Source organism: Porticoccaceae bacterium LTM1 (assembly GCA_030252795.1).
Lineage (GTDB): Bacteria > Pseudomonadota > Gammaproteobacteria > Pseudomonadales > Porticoccaceae > SCSIO-12696.
In genome coordinates, this window is sequence record CP127080.1 from 2,187,501 (window position 1) to 2,206,305 (window position 18,805).

At 51.3% G+C, this 18,805-nt stretch carries 12 protein-coding genes and 1 tRNA gene (1 of these 13 running past the window's edge); 3 read left to right on the top strand and 10 right to left on the bottom strand.

Annotated features, from left to right (window positions below; genetic code table 11):
- The 3 genes from secD to queA all read right to left on the bottom strand — a co-directional run.
- On the bottom strand, positions 1-1,232 hold the 5' portion of the coding sequence (secD, locus tag QP938_09600) for a protein translocase subunit SecD (protein WIO73549.1). 628 nt of this gene lie to the left of the window's left edge; the window shows 1,232 of its 1,860 coding nt (coding positions 1-1,232); its start codon is at positions 1,230-1,232; the stop codon falls past the left edge of the window.
- 79 nt (positions 1,233-1,311) lie between these two features.
- A complete protein-coding gene (gene tgt / locus QP938_09605) occupies positions 1,312-2,439 on the bottom strand; it encodes a tRNA guanosine(34) transglycosylase Tgt (GenBank protein WIO73550.1) in 1,128 nt (375 codons plus the stop codon).
- On the bottom strand, positions 2,436-3,500 hold the full coding sequence (gene queA, locus QP938_09610; protein WIO75650.1) for a tRNA preQ1(34) S-adenosylmethionine ribosyltransferase-isomerase QueA: 1,065 nt from the start codon (positions 3,498-3,500) through the stop codon (positions 2,436-2,438). Before queA ends, tgt begins: the two co-directional genes overlap by 4 nt.
- 109 nt (positions 3,501-3,609) lie before the next feature.
- On the opposite strand from queA, the gene QP938_09615 reads away from it, so the two are divergent.
- Positions 3,610-3,696 (top strand) — tRNA-Leu (locus QP938_09615).
- A gap of 342 nt (positions 3,697-4,038) precedes the next feature.
- Here QP938_09615 and QP938_09620 read toward each other — a convergent pair.
- From QP938_09620 to QP938_09640, 5 genes are all read right to left on the bottom strand, one after another.
- On the bottom strand, positions 4,039-4,353 hold the full coding sequence (locus tag QP938_09620) for a hypothetical protein (GenBank protein WIO73551.1): 315 nt from the start codon (positions 4,351-4,353) through the stop codon (positions 4,039-4,041).
- Between the two features lie 153 nt (positions 4,354-4,506).
- Positions 4,507-6,651: a prolyl oligopeptidase family serine peptidase gene (locus QP938_09625; GenBank protein ID WIO73552.1), complete on the bottom strand. Its 2,145-nt coding sequence runs from the start codon at positions 6,649-6,651 to the stop codon at positions 4,507-4,509.
- A 158-nt stretch (positions 6,652-6,809) separates the two neighbouring features.
- A complete protein-coding gene (locus tag QP938_09630) occupies positions 6,810-9,059 on the bottom strand; it encodes a TonB-dependent receptor (protein WIO73553.1) in 2,250 nt (749 codons plus the stop codon).
- Positions 9,060-9,529: 470 nt separating this feature from the next.
- Positions 9,530-10,594, bottom strand: a complete 1,065-nt coding sequence (locus tag QP938_09635) for a FecR domain-containing protein (GenBank protein WIO73554.1) — start codon at positions 10,592-10,594, stop codon at positions 9,530-9,532.
- Positions 10,591-11,022 (bottom strand): sigma-70 family RNA polymerase sigma factor, encoded by a 432-nt coding sequence (locus QP938_09640; GenBank protein WIO75651.1) that lies wholly within the window; start codon positions 11,020-11,022, stop codon positions 10,591-10,593. Before QP938_09640 ends, QP938_09635 begins: the two co-directional genes overlap by 4 nt.
- A gap of 508 nt (positions 11,023-11,530) precedes the next feature.
- On the opposite strand from QP938_09640, the gene QP938_09645 reads away from it, so the two are divergent.
- A complete protein-coding gene (locus QP938_09645) occupies positions 11,531-11,860 on the top strand; it encodes a helix-turn-helix domain-containing protein (GenBank protein ID WIO73555.1) in 330 nt (109 codons plus the stop codon).
- A 34-nt stretch (positions 11,861-11,894) separates the two neighbouring features.
- On the top strand, positions 11,895-13,133 hold the full coding sequence (locus QP938_09650) for a type II toxin-antitoxin system HipA family toxin (GenBank protein ID WIO73556.1): 1,239 nt from the start codon (positions 11,895-11,897) through the stop codon (positions 13,131-13,133).
- 332 nt (positions 13,134-13,465) lie between these two features.
- On the opposite strand, the gene QP938_09655 is transcribed toward QP938_09650, so the two are convergent.
- Both QP938_09655 and QP938_09660 read right to left on the bottom strand, forming a co-directional pair.
- Positions 13,466-16,990, bottom strand: coding sequence for a translocation/assembly module TamB domain-containing protein (locus QP938_09655; protein WIO73557.1), 3,525 nt, complete (start codon positions 16,988-16,990; stop codon positions 13,466-13,468).
- A complete protein-coding gene (locus QP938_09660) occupies positions 16,987-18,744 on the bottom strand; it encodes an autotransporter assembly complex family protein (GenBank protein WIO73558.1) in 1,758 nt (585 codons plus the stop codon). The genes QP938_09655 and QP938_09660 overlap by 4 nt, the downstream gene beginning before the upstream one ends.
- Positions 18,745-18,805 lie beyond the last annotated feature (61 nt).

An 18,805-nucleotide genomic window follows, 5' to 3' on the forward strand; every position in this document is an offset into this window, starting at 1 on the left:
TGGAACTGGACCCCCAGCGCCGATTGAATCACCGGCATGCTGATAATACTCTTCTCTTCCTCGGAGCGAACAACCTGCTCCTCTTCACCGTCTGCATTAATACGGGTTTCGATACGGGATTTGTTCTCTACAAACAGAATCGCCATCGGCCACTTAACATTTTTGGACGTGGCCGCATGCATCTTGGCACCACCATCTGAATCCAGATTGATGTGCACTGCCGGCCTACCATTTTCATCGAAGCCGGCACGAGCTCCTGTTACTGACTGGCCACCAATAATGGCACGACGCTCCAGTTTGGCAGTACGTGCGGGATTGTCTTTAAAAGAGAAAACTTCACCAGTCTCATCTTTGGACTTGAGACGAAACTCGAGGGTAGCTGTTTTGTCGATAATACGCTTGGCTTCGGCGGTGTCCTGCACCCCTGGAAGCTGTACCACGATACGGTCTTTACCTTGACGCTGAACAATAGGCTCGGACACACCCAGTTCATTTACACGATTTTTCAGAGAAGTGAGGTTTTGTTTAACTGCACTATCGATCAGTTCTTCTTTGGCAGCTTCACTCAGTTGCACAATCAGAGAAAACTCATCATCGCTCTGCTGTGCCGGAGGCAATTGCACAATAGACAAATCGCGAAACTCGGAACGAACCTTGGCTTTGGCCAAGTCCAGGTTTTCCTGATCACGGAAACGAATGGAGGCCTGCAGGTTTTCGTCAAAATCCACTAACCCTACATAACGGATTTTGTCCTCGCGGAGCTTGGTGCGCAGCGAGTCCAGACGAGTCTCCATCTCCTGTTTGATACGAGTGCCTGTGTCCACCTGCATCAGGAAGTGAATACCACCACTCAGGTCGAGGCCAAGCTTCATCGGGTTACCGCCCAAATCCGCCAACCAATCAGGAGTAGTGGAAGCCAGGTTTAGTGCCACCACATAGTCGCGACCCAGAGCCTGCTGAATCAGTGCTTTGGCGCGAAGCTGCTGCTCACGATCTTTCAATCTCAGCAGCGCATTCTTTTCGGTTACCTCACCACCAAAGTTGGCGACATCACCTTCATCCAGGGCCTTGCGAGCACGATCCAACACCGACTCATCCAGTACCATCGCACTGCTCGAGCCAGAAATCTGAATTGCCGGATCAGGTGCGTACAAATTGGGTGCGGCATAGATAAAGCTGAACGCCACAAGGGCCACGATCAGCAGGTATTTCCATAAAGGGTAACGGTTCATATCAGTCCCGTAGGGCTTTTCCGCCCTGTTTTTCATTTATGTTGTATTTAAAGGGTGCCCGAGTATAGCGGGATTTAGCTTAAGGTGCGGGCTCGTAGCCGGTTTTCAAGTAGAACTCGTCAACAAACTCGTCCAATCGCTGTTCGGCAATGGCATCTCTCAGCCCCTGCATCAGGTTCTGGTAGTAACGAATATTGTGGATAGTCGCCAGCTGCGGACCGAGAATCTCACCACATTTATCCAGGTGGTGCATGTAACTGCGGCTGAAGTTTTTGCAGGTGTAGCAATCGCATTCCGGATCGATTGGGCCGGTATCGGTCTTGTTTTTGGCATTGCGAATCTTCAATACACCAGCACTGGTAAAGTAGTGGCCATTGCGAGCATTGCGGGTAGGCATCACGCAGTCAAACATATCCACACCACGGCGAACCGCCTCGACGATGTCCTGCGGCTTGCCAACGCCCATCAGGTAGCGCGGCTTATCTTCCGGCATATGCTCAGTCAGGCCATTGAGCACCTTGAGCATCTCCTCTTTTGGCTCACCGACCGACAGACCGCCAATGGCATAGCCGTCAAAACCGATTTCGGTCAGGCCATCCAGTGACTCCTTACGCAGATCGGTGTACATGCCACCCTGAATAATACCGAACAGTGCCGAAGGGCTGTCACCGTGAGCATCTTTACTGCGTTTGGCCCAGCGCATCGACAACTCCATGGAGCTGCGGGCTTCCTGCTCAGTGGCCGGGTACGGCGTACACTCATCAAATATCATCACGATGTCGGAACCGAGATCGCGCTGCACTTCGATAGACTTCTCGGGGTCGAGGAACACTTTGTCACCATTTACAGGTGACTGGAACGATACTCCCTCTTCGGTAATCTTGCGCAACTTGCCCAGGCTGAACACCTGAAAACCACCAGAGTCAGTCAGAATCGGACCCTTCCACTGCATGAAGTCGTGCAGATCGCCGTGCTGCTTGATGATCTCTGTGCCCGGACGCAGCATCAGGTGAAAGGTGTTACCCAAAATAATGTGTGCCCCGCTTTCCTCGATATCCCGCGGCAACATGCCTTTCACAGTGCCGTAGGTGCCTACTGGCATAAAGGCCGGTGTTTCCACCGTACCGCGAGGAAACTTCAATCGTCCTCGGCGAGCCTGGCCATCGGTACCATCCAGTTCAAAATTCATAAAACATTCGCGGGTCATGCCAGAGATTCCTTGGGTGCTTGCGGGTTACGGGTAATGAACATTGCGTCCCCGTAACTGAAAAAACGGTATTTATTCGCCACCGCTTCGCGGTAGGCGTTCATGGTGTTTTGGTAGCCGGCAAAAGCGCTGACCAGCATGATCAGTGTGGATTCCGGCAAATGGAAATTAGTCAACAGCGCATCCACCACCCGGTATTCGTAGCCGGGGAAGATAAAGATATCGGTATCCCCGCTGTAGGTTTGGATTTCGCCACTGCGCGCGGCCGATTCCAAACAGCGGACGCTGGTGGTACCCACCGCGATCACTCGATTACCTCGCGCCTTGGCGTCTTGCACCTGTTGGCAGACCTCCGCACTCACCTCAATCACTTCGGCGTGCATCTGGTGATCCCGAATATTGTCCGCGCGGACCGGCTGAAAAGTCCCGGCACCAACGTGCAAGGTAACGAAGGCAACCTCAACCCCCTTGGCTTTCAGCTGATCCAGCAGCTCGTCATCAAAATGAAGACCAGCAGTAGGAGCTGCAACCGCACCTGGTGTTTGCGCGTAAACAGTTTGGTAGCGCTCGCGGTCGCTCTCCACATCCTCTCTATCTATATAAGGAGGCAGTGGCATATGACCGATGGTTTCGAGAATTTCCAGTGCGCCGCGCTCGCCCTCAAACTCAAGCTCGAACAACTCGCCCTGACGAGCCAGCATCACTGCACTCACATCTCCCTCAAACAGCAGCCGGGTACCTGGCTTGGGAGACTTGCTGGCACGCACATGAGCCAAAAGACGCTTGCCACTGGCTTCATGGGTCAACAGGCGTTCCACCAGAACCTCAATCTTGCCACCGCTCTCCTTCTGGCCAAACAAACGTGCGGGGATAACCCGTGTATTGTTGAACACCATCAGGTCGCCTGGCTGAATGCGATCGAGAATGTCGGGAAACTGGCAATGGCTCAGCTCACCACTTGGGCCATCAAGACATAAAAGACGACTGCCTCGCCGTTCGGCAGCGGGCTGACGAGCAATCAGCTCATCGGGAAGTTCGTAGAAAAACTGGTCACGACGCATGACGGGAATAGGCACCAACGAGTTCATTCAAAGGGCTGGCAAGGGTAGCGGAAAAACGCAGATTTTTCCATTGACGCATTCCCCGCCACTGCTATAATGCGCCCCCTGTGCCAGAGTGGTGAAATTGGTAGACACAGGGGATTCAAAATCCCCCGCCCTTAAAAGCGTGCCGGTTCGAGTCCGGCCTCTGGTACCAGTAATATCAAGGGGTTGCAGCGATGCAGCCCTTTTTATTGCCCGGTCAATTCGCTCTCAACGCCCCCACTTTGACCACCGAGAATAGACGCCAGCGGATTCTTGCTAATCGCAGCAGGGCTGCATTGTTGAAAATTCAACGAACTAGTCGGTTTAGCATGTACTCGTGTATGTATTTTATCAATAGGCTAAATAGTTCGGATTTTGGGAACGCTTGTTGGGCATTCACTCATGTTGCGACCCGTCGAATTTGTGGCCAGCCCTGCAAACAAGGGGCGTGATTAATGTTGAATGGCCTCCCGCCCCAACCCGGCGTAGCAGGCTCGGGTAATGCGAGCCGGAATCAATGCTTCCCGATCAACGCCTCCAATACAGCCACAGACACCTGAATGTCCTGGATAGCGACACCGGTCAGATCTGCAATGGTCAACTGATGTTCAGAGGTTCTCCCTGGCGCTTTTCCAGTAATGACGTCACCCAGTTCAACCGCTTTCGAACTGTCGATGACGCCATGGGTAACGGCTTTGAAAATCTCCCCTCTTGATTGGCACTGATCCAAGCTGTCGCCGACCAAAACCTCGGCCATTGCAAGCGCGTCTAAATCCAGCTCCTGCCTGTCCGGCGTGTCCGATCCCATGGCGGTGATGTGAGTCCCCATTCGAATTGTCTGCCCTCAAAGCGGACATTTATGCAAACCGATGAGAAAATAAATGGACCGGACACGCAAGCCAAAGGGGGAGAGAGGCGAGGCGCATCCGGTCCAACCAACTACTAACAACGGGAAACATAGTGTCGATATAGTATTGAGGCCTTAGTGGTCGCGGGTCTTCATCAACTGGCGAATGAAATATGACGTTATCATTGCCGAATTGAACGCCCTCCCTTCATCATTCACCGCCATAGCATGCCCTCCTTCTTTCGCCTCGTAGAAGAGCGTCGGATGACCGGAGGCCATCATCCTGGCGGCCATCTTTCTCGCATGCCCAGGATGTACATGATCGTCTTGAGTGGATGTCATGAAGAAAATTTCTGGATATTTTGTATCCACATCAATGTTCTGATAGGGCGAATATCCCAACAGCGCCTCTCTATCTGCATCAACTTCTGGATTTCCATATTCATCTATCCAGCTCGCTCCGGCCAGGAGCTTATGGAACCGCATCATGTCAAGCAGTGGCACAAGAGAAACAGACGCACCAAACAGGTCTGGCCTCTGTGTTGCCACCACGCCTGCAGTAAGCCCACCGTTAGACCCGCCGACAAAGCCAACTTTCCCTTTGGCGGTAAATCCTCGCTGAATCAAATCCTCGGTGACGGCGTAAATATCATCGTACACCGTTTGTCGCGTTTGCCGTTTGGCAACGCTGTACCATTTGGGACCATATTCCCCGCCACCCCGAGGGTTCACCGAAACAAAAATGCCACCCTGCTTGAGCCAAATGTCATGAAATGGCCCGATGTAACGAGGCTCATACGATGCCGGTACGCTTAATCCAAAACCACCATATCCATACATAACTACAGGCGAGCTACCGTCAAGTTTCAGCCTCTTCTTATGGACAACAAAATACGGGATTTTTGTGCCGTCCTTTGCCAAGGCGAACATCTGCGTTGTTTCGAATTCTTCATGCCCATCAAAGGGCGCTTGCTGAGCTCTAACTGTCGGGGCCGCGTTTTGCTCAATTGCGAGCAACTGCGGCGCTGTCAGGAAACTCTCATATGTCCACAGACTGACCGGGGAATTAACATCCGTGCCCCCAACAGGATTTACTGTGCCTTGTCCAGGCAACTGCACATCCTGAGTAACCCAGCTCCCCTTGTCATCAAGGGAGATGCTTTTAAGGCAGGAAATTACATCACAAAGTGCATTGACCAGCAGTGTGTCTTTTGAGACGACGACGCCGTCAATCATGCGAATTGCCTGGTTTTCTGCGCTTGAGAAAACTGTTTCAACAGCACCTGCGCTTTTGCCACCCTGAGCGATGATTTTTCGAAGATTGACTCCGACGACATCGCCGGCACGAAAGACCTGCCCGCCGACTGCCCAATCTGCTTGAAGCGACAGAAAAATCGTCTGGTCAATGCCATGCAGGCCGTACCAAGCAAAGTCCATGACTTCTTGAGGAAACTCCAGCTTCACGAGCCCTTTTTGGCCGTCTACTGCGTACACACTTCCTTCAGAAAAGTTCTTTGCATCCAGGATCAACGGTTTGCTGTAGCTCGCGGAACTCGCAATGGTTGGTGCGATCAGGACATGACTTCTTGAACCCTCGTAGACTGACTGGGCACTTTTCAAGTCTGTGCCGCGCTGCCAACGTCTAACTATCCTGGGGTATCCAGACTCTGTTGCTTCGTCCGAGGCAAGAACAATAGCAATCTGCAGCGTGTTCTCGTTTTCCCAAACAGCAAATTGACGAGCCACTGGCGTACTAAAGCCTCCTTTCACAAATTCCCTTTTGTGCAGGTCAAATTCTCGATAAGAAATCGCTTCCGACCCACCATCTGACAACCCTAGAAGCACACGGCTGCCATCTGGGGAAAAGCTGAGTCTAAAGAGCGGTATGTACCAATTCTTACCCTCCTCGTCAGCGATGGCGTCAATATCTACCAAAACCTCCCATAGAGCACTCGAACGACCATAGCTCTCAACGGAAACTCTTCTCAAAACACCGCGGGGGTGCTCCGTTGACTGCTCCAGCGCGTAAACCATGCCACGGTGCTGCCGAAGTTCACCACGTCCAGGAAGACGATCATCAGACTGATAGAGCGACAGAAACCGCGCCCTGAGCTGATCAAAGCCTGGCTCCGCGGTCAGTTGTTCTACAGTTTTTTTGTTCTGACTTTCCACCCATTCGATCACATCTGCCGACCCGGTGTTCTCTAGCCACTGATACGGGTCGCTGTCATCCGAAGCATGTACATTCAGGGAGAACATGAAGATTGCTGAGGCTGCCATGTTCAGGGTTCTAAGAAAATTTCTTCGCGAGGAAGTTGTTGTCACTGCTGTTCTCCTGTGGTCAAGCTGGACGACAGTTGTATTTTAGGCGTCCACGATCGGGAATATTGGATGCCGCTGGCTCGGCATGACACCGAGCCAGCAAGCAATCCTGATGGCTAAAAACTCATTGTCAGTGACAAACCCACTGTACGCGGTCGAGAAACAATGGCAGTCGAGAAGAATGGCGATACAGAATCGATTCCTCGCTCGTCGGTCAGATTTTTGACATAGGCGCGCAACACAAACCGATCATTGCTCAAGCTCGCATGTAAGTTATAGGTATCGTAAGACTCGAGCACCAATCGCTCAGCAGCGCCGAGGTCACCGAGGCGATCATCCACGTGCCGCCACGAACCGCCGATGCCGATGTTGTAACCATTGAATTCCGGAAAGTCGTAACTGATGGTTCCACCGTGAGTGAGATCGGGCGCATTGGGCAGCTTATCGCCGGCAACGGCGCCAACACCGGGCGCATCCTCTTCGAGTTTGGCATCCAGGGTGCCGAGGTTAAAACTGATGGACAAATTATCGGTTGGACGCGCTGTGACAGCGAGTTCGATCCCTTCGCTGCTTGCCTTGCCGCCATTTCCGGTGTACGCAAAACCGCCACTGATCTGGCGAATCTGGATATCGTCCCAGTCGATGTAGAACGCAGCCAGATCAATTGATACGCGATTGTCGGCCAGCAAGGTCTTGACGCCAATTTCGTAGTTGGTCAGCGAGTCCGAGTCGTACACTACCCCAGCGCCTGCAGCTATGGCAGAGGGAGAAAGTGAATTGGGCCCGCCTGGGCGGAATCCCTGAGCCGCACGGGCGTACAACATGGTCGAGTCTGAAATATGCCAGCGCGGTGTGATCAGAAACGTCGTTGCATCGTCGTCTGACTTTACGTGGGGGAAGACATTCTCATTGTTGGCGTCACAGGTCGACGGTACGCCGGCATCAAAGGTACTGCACTGCCACAGGCCGCCCAGTGTCTGGTCAAACTCTGTCTCGTTGCTGCTCCACCGAACACCGCCGGTGATGTCAAACGTATAACTCAGATGATAAGTGATTTCGCCAAAAATTCCGGTATGTTTAAACTCAGACTGCCAGCTGGATGAAAACATATTTTCTGCCGTACCCGTGGTGAAGCCACCTCCGCCCCAAGTCGGTTCATCTGTGCTCGGCGTTCCGTCAGCCAGGAGCCCTTGCTCCAAACTACGTAAGTAAGAGTCCTCGCCGGTCAGGTAAGCACCTACCGACCACTCCAGCACGTCATTTGCAGCGGACGAAAGCTTGATCTCTTGTGACCACTTCTCTGTTTTGGTGTTAAGTTTGTCGGGAAATGATACAACGCCAGGGAAACCCGAAAACTCGCCACCCTCAATGCGGGTCCAATCGGTTACACTGGAAACATCTATGACGTTGTAGGCCGTTGTCGATGTCAGTACAGCACCGCCAAAGTCATAGCGCACTGTCAGCGAGTATAGTTCGAGATCCTGATTCAATGGCTCTGGTGCCCAGCGTTCCTGCTTATAATCACCGAAAACTGGTTCGAGCGAGGGAATATCAATGCGAACTTCTGGGTTGCCATCGATATCGGTACTCTGCAACATGGCGGTTGCCTGAAGGGTCAGGTTCTCACCAGGCTTGGTGAGCAACGAAATCCGCCCGCCGCTGCTCTTGAGGTCATTGACATCCTTTTTGCCAGTTACGAGGTTGTCAATGTAGCCCGCTTCCTCTCGGCTGAAAGCGCTGACCCGGATAGCCGTGGTATCGCTGAGCGGGAAGTTGCCTGCGGCTTCTACGCCGTAGCCATTGCCGCCATGCGAGACAGCGTTAGCGTCAAGTCGAACATCGAAGGAAGTTTGCTCTGTGTCTGGTGATTTGGTCACGTATTTGAGCAGCCCGCCAAGCGAATTCGCACCATATCGCGTACCCTGCGGCCCACGCAGAACCTCGACCCGCTCAATATCAAAGGTATTTACGTCCGGCTTAAACCTGGAGCCGACGGCCAGGGCTGTCGATGAACCAACGGTTACATCGTCGATGTAGGTTGCCACGGTCGCACTCTGCTCAAACGTCGAGGTACTGATTCCCCTCAGGATGAGCATTCGATTAGAGGCGCCTCCGCCAGTGAAATTGATATTGGGTATCTGGCCAACAAAGTCGTCGAGGCTTGAGGCACTTAACTCCTGTAGTTGCTGGCTGCCAACAGCGGTCACTGACGACGCAACATCGCGCAGTCTCTCGTCACGGCGCGAAGCGGTAACGATGACCTCCTCAATCTGTGTAACACCGGGTTGTTGGGCGGCTACGCCACCGCTGGTAGAAGCCCCGAAGATTGAAGCAATTACTCCCAATAATGTGGTTCTTTTATTCATTACTTTCTCCCCTGCAACCGGCGCTTCCGCCAGAGCAATGTTGATATAGCCATCATTGCTGAACGTCGGCTTGAGCCCGGTCCCATCGAGGAGCAATCGAATTGCCTCGCGCGGGGGGTATAAACCAACTAACCGATTGGTCGTCTTGTCACGCGCGAGCTCGAACGTGAAAATCAAGGTGATATCGGCTTGTTCAGCAAACGTGATGAGCGATACGTCCGCTCGTTGCTGAGGAATGTCGAAATGTTTCGCTTCTTGTTTGTTTGAACCAGCCGCAACCGCCGCCGGTGACCCAAGGGACAACAGGCATACAGTAGCGAACAAGAGAGCGATGCCTCGGCAACCCTCAACTTGGCGCATAAAAAGCACCTGTTGTTTAGACAAAATTGAACGCATTTTCCCCCATCTTGGTCTTTGCTCCCTGGGCGAATCGATGGACTTCTTTGAGCATAGCATCGACAACCTGTGCCCTACTTCTGTGCGCTAAGGAGGATTCGATTGTCGCCCTGCCACTCGTAGACAATATTGAAGTGATTGCGCAAAGTGGCGAGCAGCCCCTCAACGTCACCTGCTTTGAAGAGGCCTGCGACTTGAACAGCTTTTGCATCTTCGTCAAGAAATATAAACTCAACCGCTGTATATCGTCCGACCTCGGTAACGGCCTCCTCCAATGACTCGCCGCGGAAGATCAGATTTCCCCCACGCCAGGACAGTTTTACAGCGATCTCGTCACTTTCAATGCGTTCAGCTTCAATGGACTCTGTGTCTTGGTCGTTGGCCGCAATCAGCGCCCCTTCGCCGGCGCTGATGATCGCGGATGATTGCGTGAGACGCAGGGGCGCATCCTGTGACAGCACATCTATTGGAGTCTCTACAACGCCAACCAGCACAACACCTTCGGTCACCACAAGCTCTATACTCTGGTCCTGCGTGATTTCCACATTGAATTCGGTACCAACCGCCTGCACCATCTTGTTGCCTACCATGACGCTCAAAGGTCTGCCGGGATCGTGGGCGACCTTAACGTGCACCTCGCCGCGATCAAGCATTAACAAGCGATCGGTTTCTGTGTAGTTGACTCGAACGCGACTGTTCGTATTCAGGGTAATGATCGAGCCATCTGACAGTTCGTAGGTTGCCTGCTCACCAATCGCAGTATCGTACGAGCGGGTGTCAGCAACTGACACAAATTCCTGGGTCACGGAGTCGCCGATGTCCTGCATTTGAACAATGGCGAAGAGTGAAATCGCCGCCACCACGCTTGCCGCCATGGCGAATAACGCCCGACTCGAAAGGTAGCGCCGCTCCGGCTGTGGTTCAGGGAATAGATCCGCCAGGCGGCCAAGTGCATCCATGTTGTCCCAGAGCTGCGCTAGCTCCATGAATAGCTTGCAATTGGTTCTACTGCGTGACAGCCAACTGCCCAGTTCCTGCTCTTCCTCCTCCGTGAGACCCCGTTCAATCGCGGCGATCCAATCGCCAGCCTCTTCAAGTCGACGCTCATTGCTGGAAGGAAACTCTCTGATATTACTCATGCCTGACCTCCGTACTGGTCGTCCAGAGCTGACAAATAGCTGCGACAGCGTATAAGGCCTTTTGAAATATGCTTTTCCACAGTTTTTTCGCTGATCTGTAATTTTTGGGCGATCTCGCTATAGGAGTGCCCGTAAACTCTCTTCAGTACAAATGCGCGACGACACTGAAGCGGAAGGCTTCTCACGGCATCGCAGAACAAAGCAAATTCTTCAATATTGCAAACCCGCTCGAAGGTGTCTCCGCTCGGGTCGAACCATGCCTGGACGCTTCCATCGCCTGCTGCTTCAAGGCTCTCTGTCAGCCGAGTCTCCGCCTTGTTGGTGTAGTTCAGCGCAATATTACGTGCTGTGCGATACATAAATGATCGAGGTGATCGGATTTCGCCTGCCGTGTGTGACTGGCATACGCGGACGTAAGTTTCCTGCACAATGTCTTCTACCTCGCTCGGAGGCACGATCCCGCGGACTGCCCGCGCAAGGCCACTCCTGATCGAGAGAAATACGCTCGCTATCTTGTCATTGCTATTCACTAAAGCTGATATCCCCCACACTCAAAGAAAATGGTCTCAACCTGTTATAGACAAATCAGAACGAATTTTCCCCCATGCCACCTTTGGGAAAAGAATACGACGTTTATCCCGAGATATTGATTGGTGAAGTTGAATGTCGTCGGATCCTGTAGCGCCCAGGCATCTTGTGGTTTTTGGCTGTATATATAAAAGACCCTGGCTCAACGGCCGGTGGGTCGACGTTTAGCGTTTCAGCGGATCAATAAGTCTCGGCAAAATAAGCGGGTCTTTTTTAGCTACAAAAATCCCACTAAAGCTGGTCAACATTCAACGCAACTCTACATTCTGACAACCATAGTGATCACAAAGATTGCAAAAACACAAATGGTCACTATAATTACCATTATTTGTAACTTTGGTAACTGCTATGTCCATAGAAAAACCGGAAAAGACTCGATCTGCTGTTGTTTTTCCCAAGAATCGGCGCCTGTTGGAACAACTTGGCGAGAACATCAAGCTCGCATGTAAACGCAGAGGCTATACCCAGGTTTTGATCTCCGAACGCACCGGCCTCAGTCGCCTGACCATCCGCAAAATTGAGAAGGGTGACCCCAGCGTTTCCATCGGCCATTATCTTGCCGTACTCAGCGTCCTCGGCCTGGCAGGTGATTTTGCCAAGGTCGCACAGGACGATGAACTGGGTCACAAGCTGCAGGACATCAAACTGATCGGCAAAAAATCAGGAACACAGCCTTGAGCGAGGGAGCAGCCATGAGCCTGAGAGAACGACCATGAGTACGGAGGTCTTTGTCTTTGCAGACTGGGAGGAGTTCGAAGAGCCAACGCTTGTTGGAACACTTCGCTCATCCGCCGCTCGCCAAAAAGAGCATTTTAGCTTCAGCTATGACACTGACTGGCTGCGGTCCCCCTATGCTCAGCAAATTGACCCAGAACTCAACCTCTATTCCGGCGAACAGCATGGTGAAGACGACAAGAATTTCCGCGTATTTTTAGATTCATGCCCGGATCGCTGGGGGCGTTTGTTAATGAAACGGCGCGAGGCAATTCAGGCCCGACAGGAAGCGCGTCGTCCACGAGTCCTGAATGAAATTGATTATCTCCTGGGCGTACACGATCTTCACCGGGCTGGCGCACTGCGATTCAAACGCAAACTGGACGGGCCTTTTCTGGACAACGATGAGCGCCTTGCCGCCCCACCACTCTCATCCTTGAGAGAACTGGAGCACGCAGCCAGGCAAGTGGAAGAAAATGCCGATAGCGATGATCCTGAGTACATAAAATGGTTATACATGCTCATGTCACCAGGCTCTTCGTTGGGTGGAGCCCGTCCCAAAGCCAGTGTGACCGATGAGGATGGGCACCTATGGATCGCCAAGTTCCCCAGCCAGCACGATGATTATGATATTGCCGCCTGGGAATATGTTGCCTATATGCTCGCTCTGGATGCTGGTGTCATCATGCCGGAGTGCCGGATTGAGAAGTTTGGCAGCCACCACCATACTTTTCTGACCAAGCGTTTCGATCGCACTGCAGAAAGCCGCCTCCATTTCACATCGGCGATGACCCAGCTCGGCTATTACGATGGTGATTATGCAGCCAGTTATCTGGAGCTCGCGCAATTCCTGACAGAGCACGGCGCAAACACCAAAGAAGACCTTGCGCAGTTATGGCGTCGCATTGTCTTTTACATAGCGATATCGAACACTGACGACCATCTCCGTAACCACGGATTCATATACAACAAGGGGGGCTGGCTGCTGTCTCCTGCGTACGATATTAACCCGGTCACACCGGCCAATGGATTGCACCTCAATATCACCGACAGCGATAACAGTCTGGACTATGAGCTGGCTATGGAGGTCATCGATTTCTTTCAGCTCGACCGCGGGCAAGCAACGAAAATTAAAGATGAAGTACTCGCCAGTATTGGCAGTTGGAGGGCTAAAGCAAGTGCCATCGGGATTGGCAGAAGTGAGCAGAACTTAATGGAACCAGCGTTTAACCTCTAACTCGCTTTTTTGGCCAATTTGGCCCGTGAAACCTGAGTGACCCCACATCAAGCGGAACGATATATCCTATTGGAAATCAGTAACCGGGGTGCTGGTTTGATTGCAAGTTTTCGGAGAAATTAGCTGTAACTTTTACGCATCCACTACGCACGCCCTAATGAACAACCAGTAACTATAAGACTGTTCGAGTCCGGCCTCTGGTACCATCTTTTAAAAACTCGCCTTTGGGCGAGTTTTTTTATGCCTTAAATAAATCAAAAGCAACACAGCTCTTAACCAATACACTCCTCAATTCATTCTCCGGGAAGACGGATTTTATTTGCAGGAGCCTCTTATTTATTCCCTTTTCTATTTCGATTAATCCGCCAGAACAGATCAACCGACTTACGTCGCCCGCTGTATAACTCCAGAAACAACGCTTCAGTAAGGTTATAGCGAGCAGTGATGGCGCCAATTTTTTCAAACAGGCTGTAACCATATTTCAAATAAAGGTTGGGACCGATATAGCCGCTCATCTGTGCTTCCTGGCCATTTTCTCCCGCACTTGCCCCCATGCTAAAGTCCCGTATCCCTACCCCCGAAGCCAACTCCTGGGCAATGGCATTACCAGACTGTAACCCCAAAGCTACAGCGGCTTGAGTCAAGGCGTTGCCACTGGCGCCATCCTCGCTGTCGGAAGCTCGTCCGGTGAGTAGATAACTCAGGCGGTTACTTTCTGACATAGCAGGATTGGAAAACAGCGACAACTCCGGATGCTTTACCGGCCCCTGAACCAACACACCCACTTCAACATCATCTTCGGTATAGGTGCGAACGGCACGTACCAAAACATCAGGGTTACTCAATGAGCCGGCAAAAATCATCTTGCCCTCTTTTACCGACAGGTCCTGCCCGTAAGCCTTATAACGGGCATCGGATAAACTCACCACGCCGTCGGCTCGAATGGGTTGCTCACCCCGCTGTCGAATACGCAGCGAACCATTTAATTTGCTGAACAGACCAACGCCCTGAAATTGGACATCTTTGCCCAAAGCAACTTTCAAGTCAGTGGTGATATTCAGTGGCGATTCAACCTGCTGTTGCTGGCCAACAATCACAGTATCATCGGAGACTCCAATCGCGGTTGTCGGAATTTTACGAATGCTCAATCGCGCATGGGGGACATTCACTTCACCACTTAACGCAATCTGCTCAGGTTTAATATTCAACGTCAGGTCAGTGGACAGGGTCACTCGATTATTAAACGCTGGCTCAACGGTCAGCTGATTAGCCTTGATATTGATCTTTGATTGCCACTGCTCGACATCTCGCCAATCGGCTGTCCCTGTTAAATTCAGCCCACCGCTATCGGTTCCTACTTCGCCATTGACTGTCGCTTGACGACCGCTGAAATTGGTAGTCAGGCTTACCGTTTGCACTCTAACCGGGGAATCGGTGATTTCGAGGCTGCTTGTCTGCATGGATGCCCCGCCATAAATCATCAATTCCTTGTTGTTTTCCAAACTGAATTGAATGTCGGTATTAACCTCACCTTCCAGTGTTTTTAATTGCGGCACAAACCACTGTACCGGTTGCAGCTGAATACCTTCGCTGATTATTTTTCCACTTAGCAACGATTCCGTCCGAGTCAGCTCGCCGCGCATTGCACCCAGTTGTTTGGAAATCAATTTCCAGTCACTGCTCAGCTTGCCATTTTCCAATGCCACATTAGCCGTGAGGTTTTGCAGATCAAAAGTCATTTTCCGCTGTGGATTCACCGACCATAACCACTGGCTTTGCTCGCTGAGTAATCCGGCATGAAATGTAGGTTGGGCCTGAAAATCCCAAGGCGCCATTTCAAGATTTAACGACCAATGACCTCTGACATCTACCCGCTGAGCCAGCGCATAATTAACCCATTCCAGCGGCAACCTTTCACCACTAAGGGAAACGGCAGACAAATTATCTGCACTCCAGCTTATCGGCTCTTGAATACCGAGTTTCTCAACAGGATTATCAACATTGCTCAATGTCCAGGCACTGAGCTTACCGGTACTGTCAGCAAAATTAATGTTTGCGGTTAACGGTGAGGACAAACCCCAAGTGGCTTGCAGCCCCTCTGTGGTATCGGGGAAAGAAAGCTGCATCTCTTCACAATCCAGTGCCAGCTTCTGCTGATCATCGCTAAGATTGAATTTACAGCCCAGCTTGTAAAACAGATCCGGGTCAGCATTCAGTGCTAATTTCAGGCTATTGCCATTGGTATCAAGAGCGACTGTATTCAGGACCAGGCCACTACCAAGCGTTAAAGACTTAAGGTTGAGACTCACAGAGTCTGGCAGCTTTTTACCTGAGTGACGCAGCAAACCCAGCTGGCCATCGGAAAGCTGGTACTCGCCCCACCTCACCCCTTTGGTATTGACGCTTACCTGCAATGTCGGATTCTGAAGGTTCCCGGAAATATATCCCTTGGCTGAAACTGCACCCTCCACTTCTGGCAGGTAGGCTGACACATTGGGCAACTGCACCTGCCAGTTCAGTTTGGACGGCATCTGGCCATTGGCTTCTATCAATGCATTACCGTGGGTTAATTTCAGCTCATCCACTGTTAGTGCCGATGGCACCCATACAATCGAGCCTTTGCCTTTCACCGGCTTGCCTTGCAGGGTTCCATCGAGGTCGGAAATATGAACCGTTGCTTTGGGCGTTTTTTCAAGAGAGGAGTTTTCATTTCCCTGGTATAAAACCGTTAACTGCCCGGATACGGTTCCAGTCAGATGCGGAATAAATAATGACGGCCGCAGGTTTTGAACAGTCACTGCCAGGTTTGCCGACAAGTCATTGTCGTAATCTACTAACCCGTCTGCCTTCAATAAGCCATCTGGCAGTTGCAGTACCAATTCATAAAGTTCCGCCTGCTGCCGGGATACCAGAGCCTTGGCAGACACCACATGTTCACCCGGCCATTGGCTGTGGGTAAACCTGGACTCAAGGTCAACATCCAATCCGTCCAGATTGCCAGATATCGAAGCACCCACAGCGGCAAAGTAAAAGTCTGTACTCTGAAAAGGGTAATCAAACGGTTGTTGGGTTTTCAGTGTTGCCGTCAACGGCAGTAATGGATCAAGGACATTTACTTGTCCCTGTGTGGCAAGTTCAAATTTGCCCCAAGACTCTATTTGCCATTTAAGTGTAGACAAATCCCCATTCAGCGTAACGGAAACCGGAGGCAAATCCGACGGCAAGGAAGATTGCACCTGAATATCGAGGGGGTAGTTTTCAGTCAGGTTCAGCTCACCGTTTACTTCACCAGTAAGACCTTCCAATACATACTGCAATGACTCAAAGCGAAGCTGACTTCCGGAAAAGTGCCAGTTATCTCCGGTCAGTTTTGCATTTTGGACAAGCGGCTGTTGCCGAATAATCTTGATGTCATTAAGCGCAAAGCGATTAATTGAGATTGTCCACGGCAGCTTTACTTCCGGTACTGCAATGATAGTTGAAGGCTCAGATTGCTCATCAGTTTCGGCCAAAGTAACAGTCACGCTGCCAATCTGAAAAAGCTCAATGGTGATATCGCGATCCAACAAATTGGAAAAATCCCAGCGCATTTGCAGTTGCCTGGCGTCCAGGGAAATTTGCGAATCCTGCCATTGCAGTGTATCAATATTAAGTCCACGCCAGAGCGTGCCAGATGTATTGCCAACCTTAAGCTGCGGCTGAGCTTTTTGTGCCAAATCAAGACCGGTACGAGCACCGGCTTCTGTACCCAGCAACCAGAAAATTGCCGCTACAACAATTACCAACAGCCCCGCCAATACCCACGCAAGAATTGTCAGTGCTTTTTTGACCAGTCCTGCACGTATTACTTCTGTCACAGTGCTGGCCCCATGTAGAAGTGCACCTGCAGCCCACTGAATTCGTCATCCCCTACAGGCACCGCCAGATCCAAGCCGACAGCGCCAACTGGAAGCAACCAGCGCAAACCGATACCGGCGCCAATATGAAACTCTTCAGTACTGTTATTAAAGGCTTTACCGCCATCGACAAAACCGGCTAGCTCCCACTGCTCAGTAAAGCGCCAGCGATGTTCCAGGCTGGCAGTAATCAGTTTATTACCCCCTATCAAGTCGCCGTCTTCGTTACGTGGAGAAATAGTTTCAAAGCCAAAACCGCGAATACTCTGGTCACCACCAGCAAAGAAACGTTTTGAAGACGGTACTTCATCAAAATTACCGGAAAATACCTCACCCACTTCAGCGCGCATTGCCCAGGCATGTCGCTGATTCCAGTGCAACAGGTATTTAAGGCCCGTTTCAACCCTAATAAAGTCAGTCTCCGATCCCAGGGCTGTAGTACTTGCTTGTGTGCTGAACCAGGCTTTATAGGTATCACGGCTGTTAGCTACTTTGCGGCTCAAAGTCCAGGATGCGTTGGGCAGAATATAGGTAGTAGACTGCTCTGGCTCTTCACCTTGTTGGTACTGTTCATGTTCGAGGTTAATCCCCAATGTACGATTCCAACCACTGCGATCCAGTTGCCAGTTGAAGCCGGTGGTTATCAATCTACTGTCTGTGTCCTCAACAAATTTATCCTGCCAGCCTGTTACCCATTCATAATAATCGTTCAACGGGTGCTTTCTCGGTATTCGGTAAGTGCTGCTGAGGCTGGTTAACGGAGACGAAAATTCACTGTCTACACTCAGGCTGTGACCAAGGCGATTCACAATCGGCTTTTCCCAATTCAACTGCAGTCGGGCACCGGTGTCTGTACTGGCACCAACTCCCAATAGGTAGCGATCCTTGGGTTCATCCTCAAGGCGAATATCTACATTCACCACCTGGCTATCAGCAACCAACTCCGGGTACACCACCACACCTGAAAAATAACCGCTGTCCAGCAGCGACTTATACTGACGCGAGACCAGCTCTCGGGAATACCACTGATCTGAATGAGCCACCAGCAGCTGCTCAATCACTCGATCGTTGATAACTGTGCCATGGTAGTTGACTGCACCAACTTTAAAACGCGGACCGGTCTGCAGAAATAAATTGGCTTTTGCATTACCGCTTTGCAAATCAATCAGCAACTGACTCTCAGTGAATTTCGCCTGTTGATACCCATTGCGAAGGCAGGCATCCAGCAGCTCTTCTTTGAATTGCTCATAAAGACTGTGATTGATCACCTGACCAATCACAAAGGGATGTTTTTTTTGTGCTGCCAGTAACTCCGGTAGCGATTCGCCCGGTCCTGAGACCTGAATTTGAGGGGCCGCCCACACTACCGGTCTTCCCGGTATCACATCAATGATAAGGCGATTATTTTCCAGTCGCCATTGGTGTTTGGCCTGATAGTACCCAAGTGCTTGCAAGCTGGCATTTAACTGTTGACTTAACGTGCGTTCAAAATAGGCACTGGAAGCCTCTTCGACGGTCAAACCTTTCAGCGTGGCAATTACATTTTGTTTCAGTGGGCCATCAATACCGTTCACCACCAGCGTTATGTCCTGCGCCGAACAGTGAACATAGAACAGCAGACAAATAGCCCCCAAAATATTTTTGAAGGATTTATTCAGCAAGCCAGTTAGATGACCGCTTGAGACTGTTGGTTTGATGACTCGACTCCTTGCCAAATTGCCACCGTGGATACTCTGTCAGACAGATTGTAACCGCCTGTGGTTTCGCAGTGTCAGT

What these genes read in the sequence shown, in the direction of transcription:
- tgt (WIO73550.1), bottom strand. Translation starts at nt 2,439, where the DNA reads ATGACCCGCGAATGTTTTATGAATTTTGAACTGGATGGTACCGATGGC.
- queA (WIO75650.1), bottom strand. Translation starts at nt 3,500, where the DNA reads ATGCGTCGTGACCAGTTTTTCTACGAACTTCCCGATGAGCTGATTGCT.
- QP938_09620 (WIO73551.1), bottom strand. Translation starts at nt 4,353, where the DNA reads ATGGGGACTCACATCACCGCCATGGGATCGGACACGCCGGACAGGCAG.
- QP938_09625 (WIO73552.1), bottom strand. Translation starts at nt 6,651, where the DNA reads ATGGCAGCCTCAGCAATCTTCATGTTCTCCCTGAATGTACATGCTTCG.
- QP938_09630 (WIO73553.1), bottom strand. Translation starts at nt 9,059, where the DNA reads ATGAATAAAAGAACCACATTATTGGGAGTAATTGCTTCAATCTTCGGG.
- QP938_09635 (WIO73554.1), bottom strand. Translation starts at nt 10,594, where the DNA reads ATGAGTAATATCAGAGAGTTTCCTTCCAGCAATGAGCGTCGACTTGAA.
- QP938_09645 (WIO73555.1), top strand. Translation starts at nt 11,531, where the DNA reads ATGTCCATAGAAAAACCGGAAAAGACTCGATCTGCTGTTGTTTTTCCC.
- QP938_09650 (WIO73556.1), top strand. Translation starts at nt 11,895, where the DNA reads ATGAGTACGGAGGTCTTTGTCTTTGCAGACTGGGAGGAGTTCGAAGAG.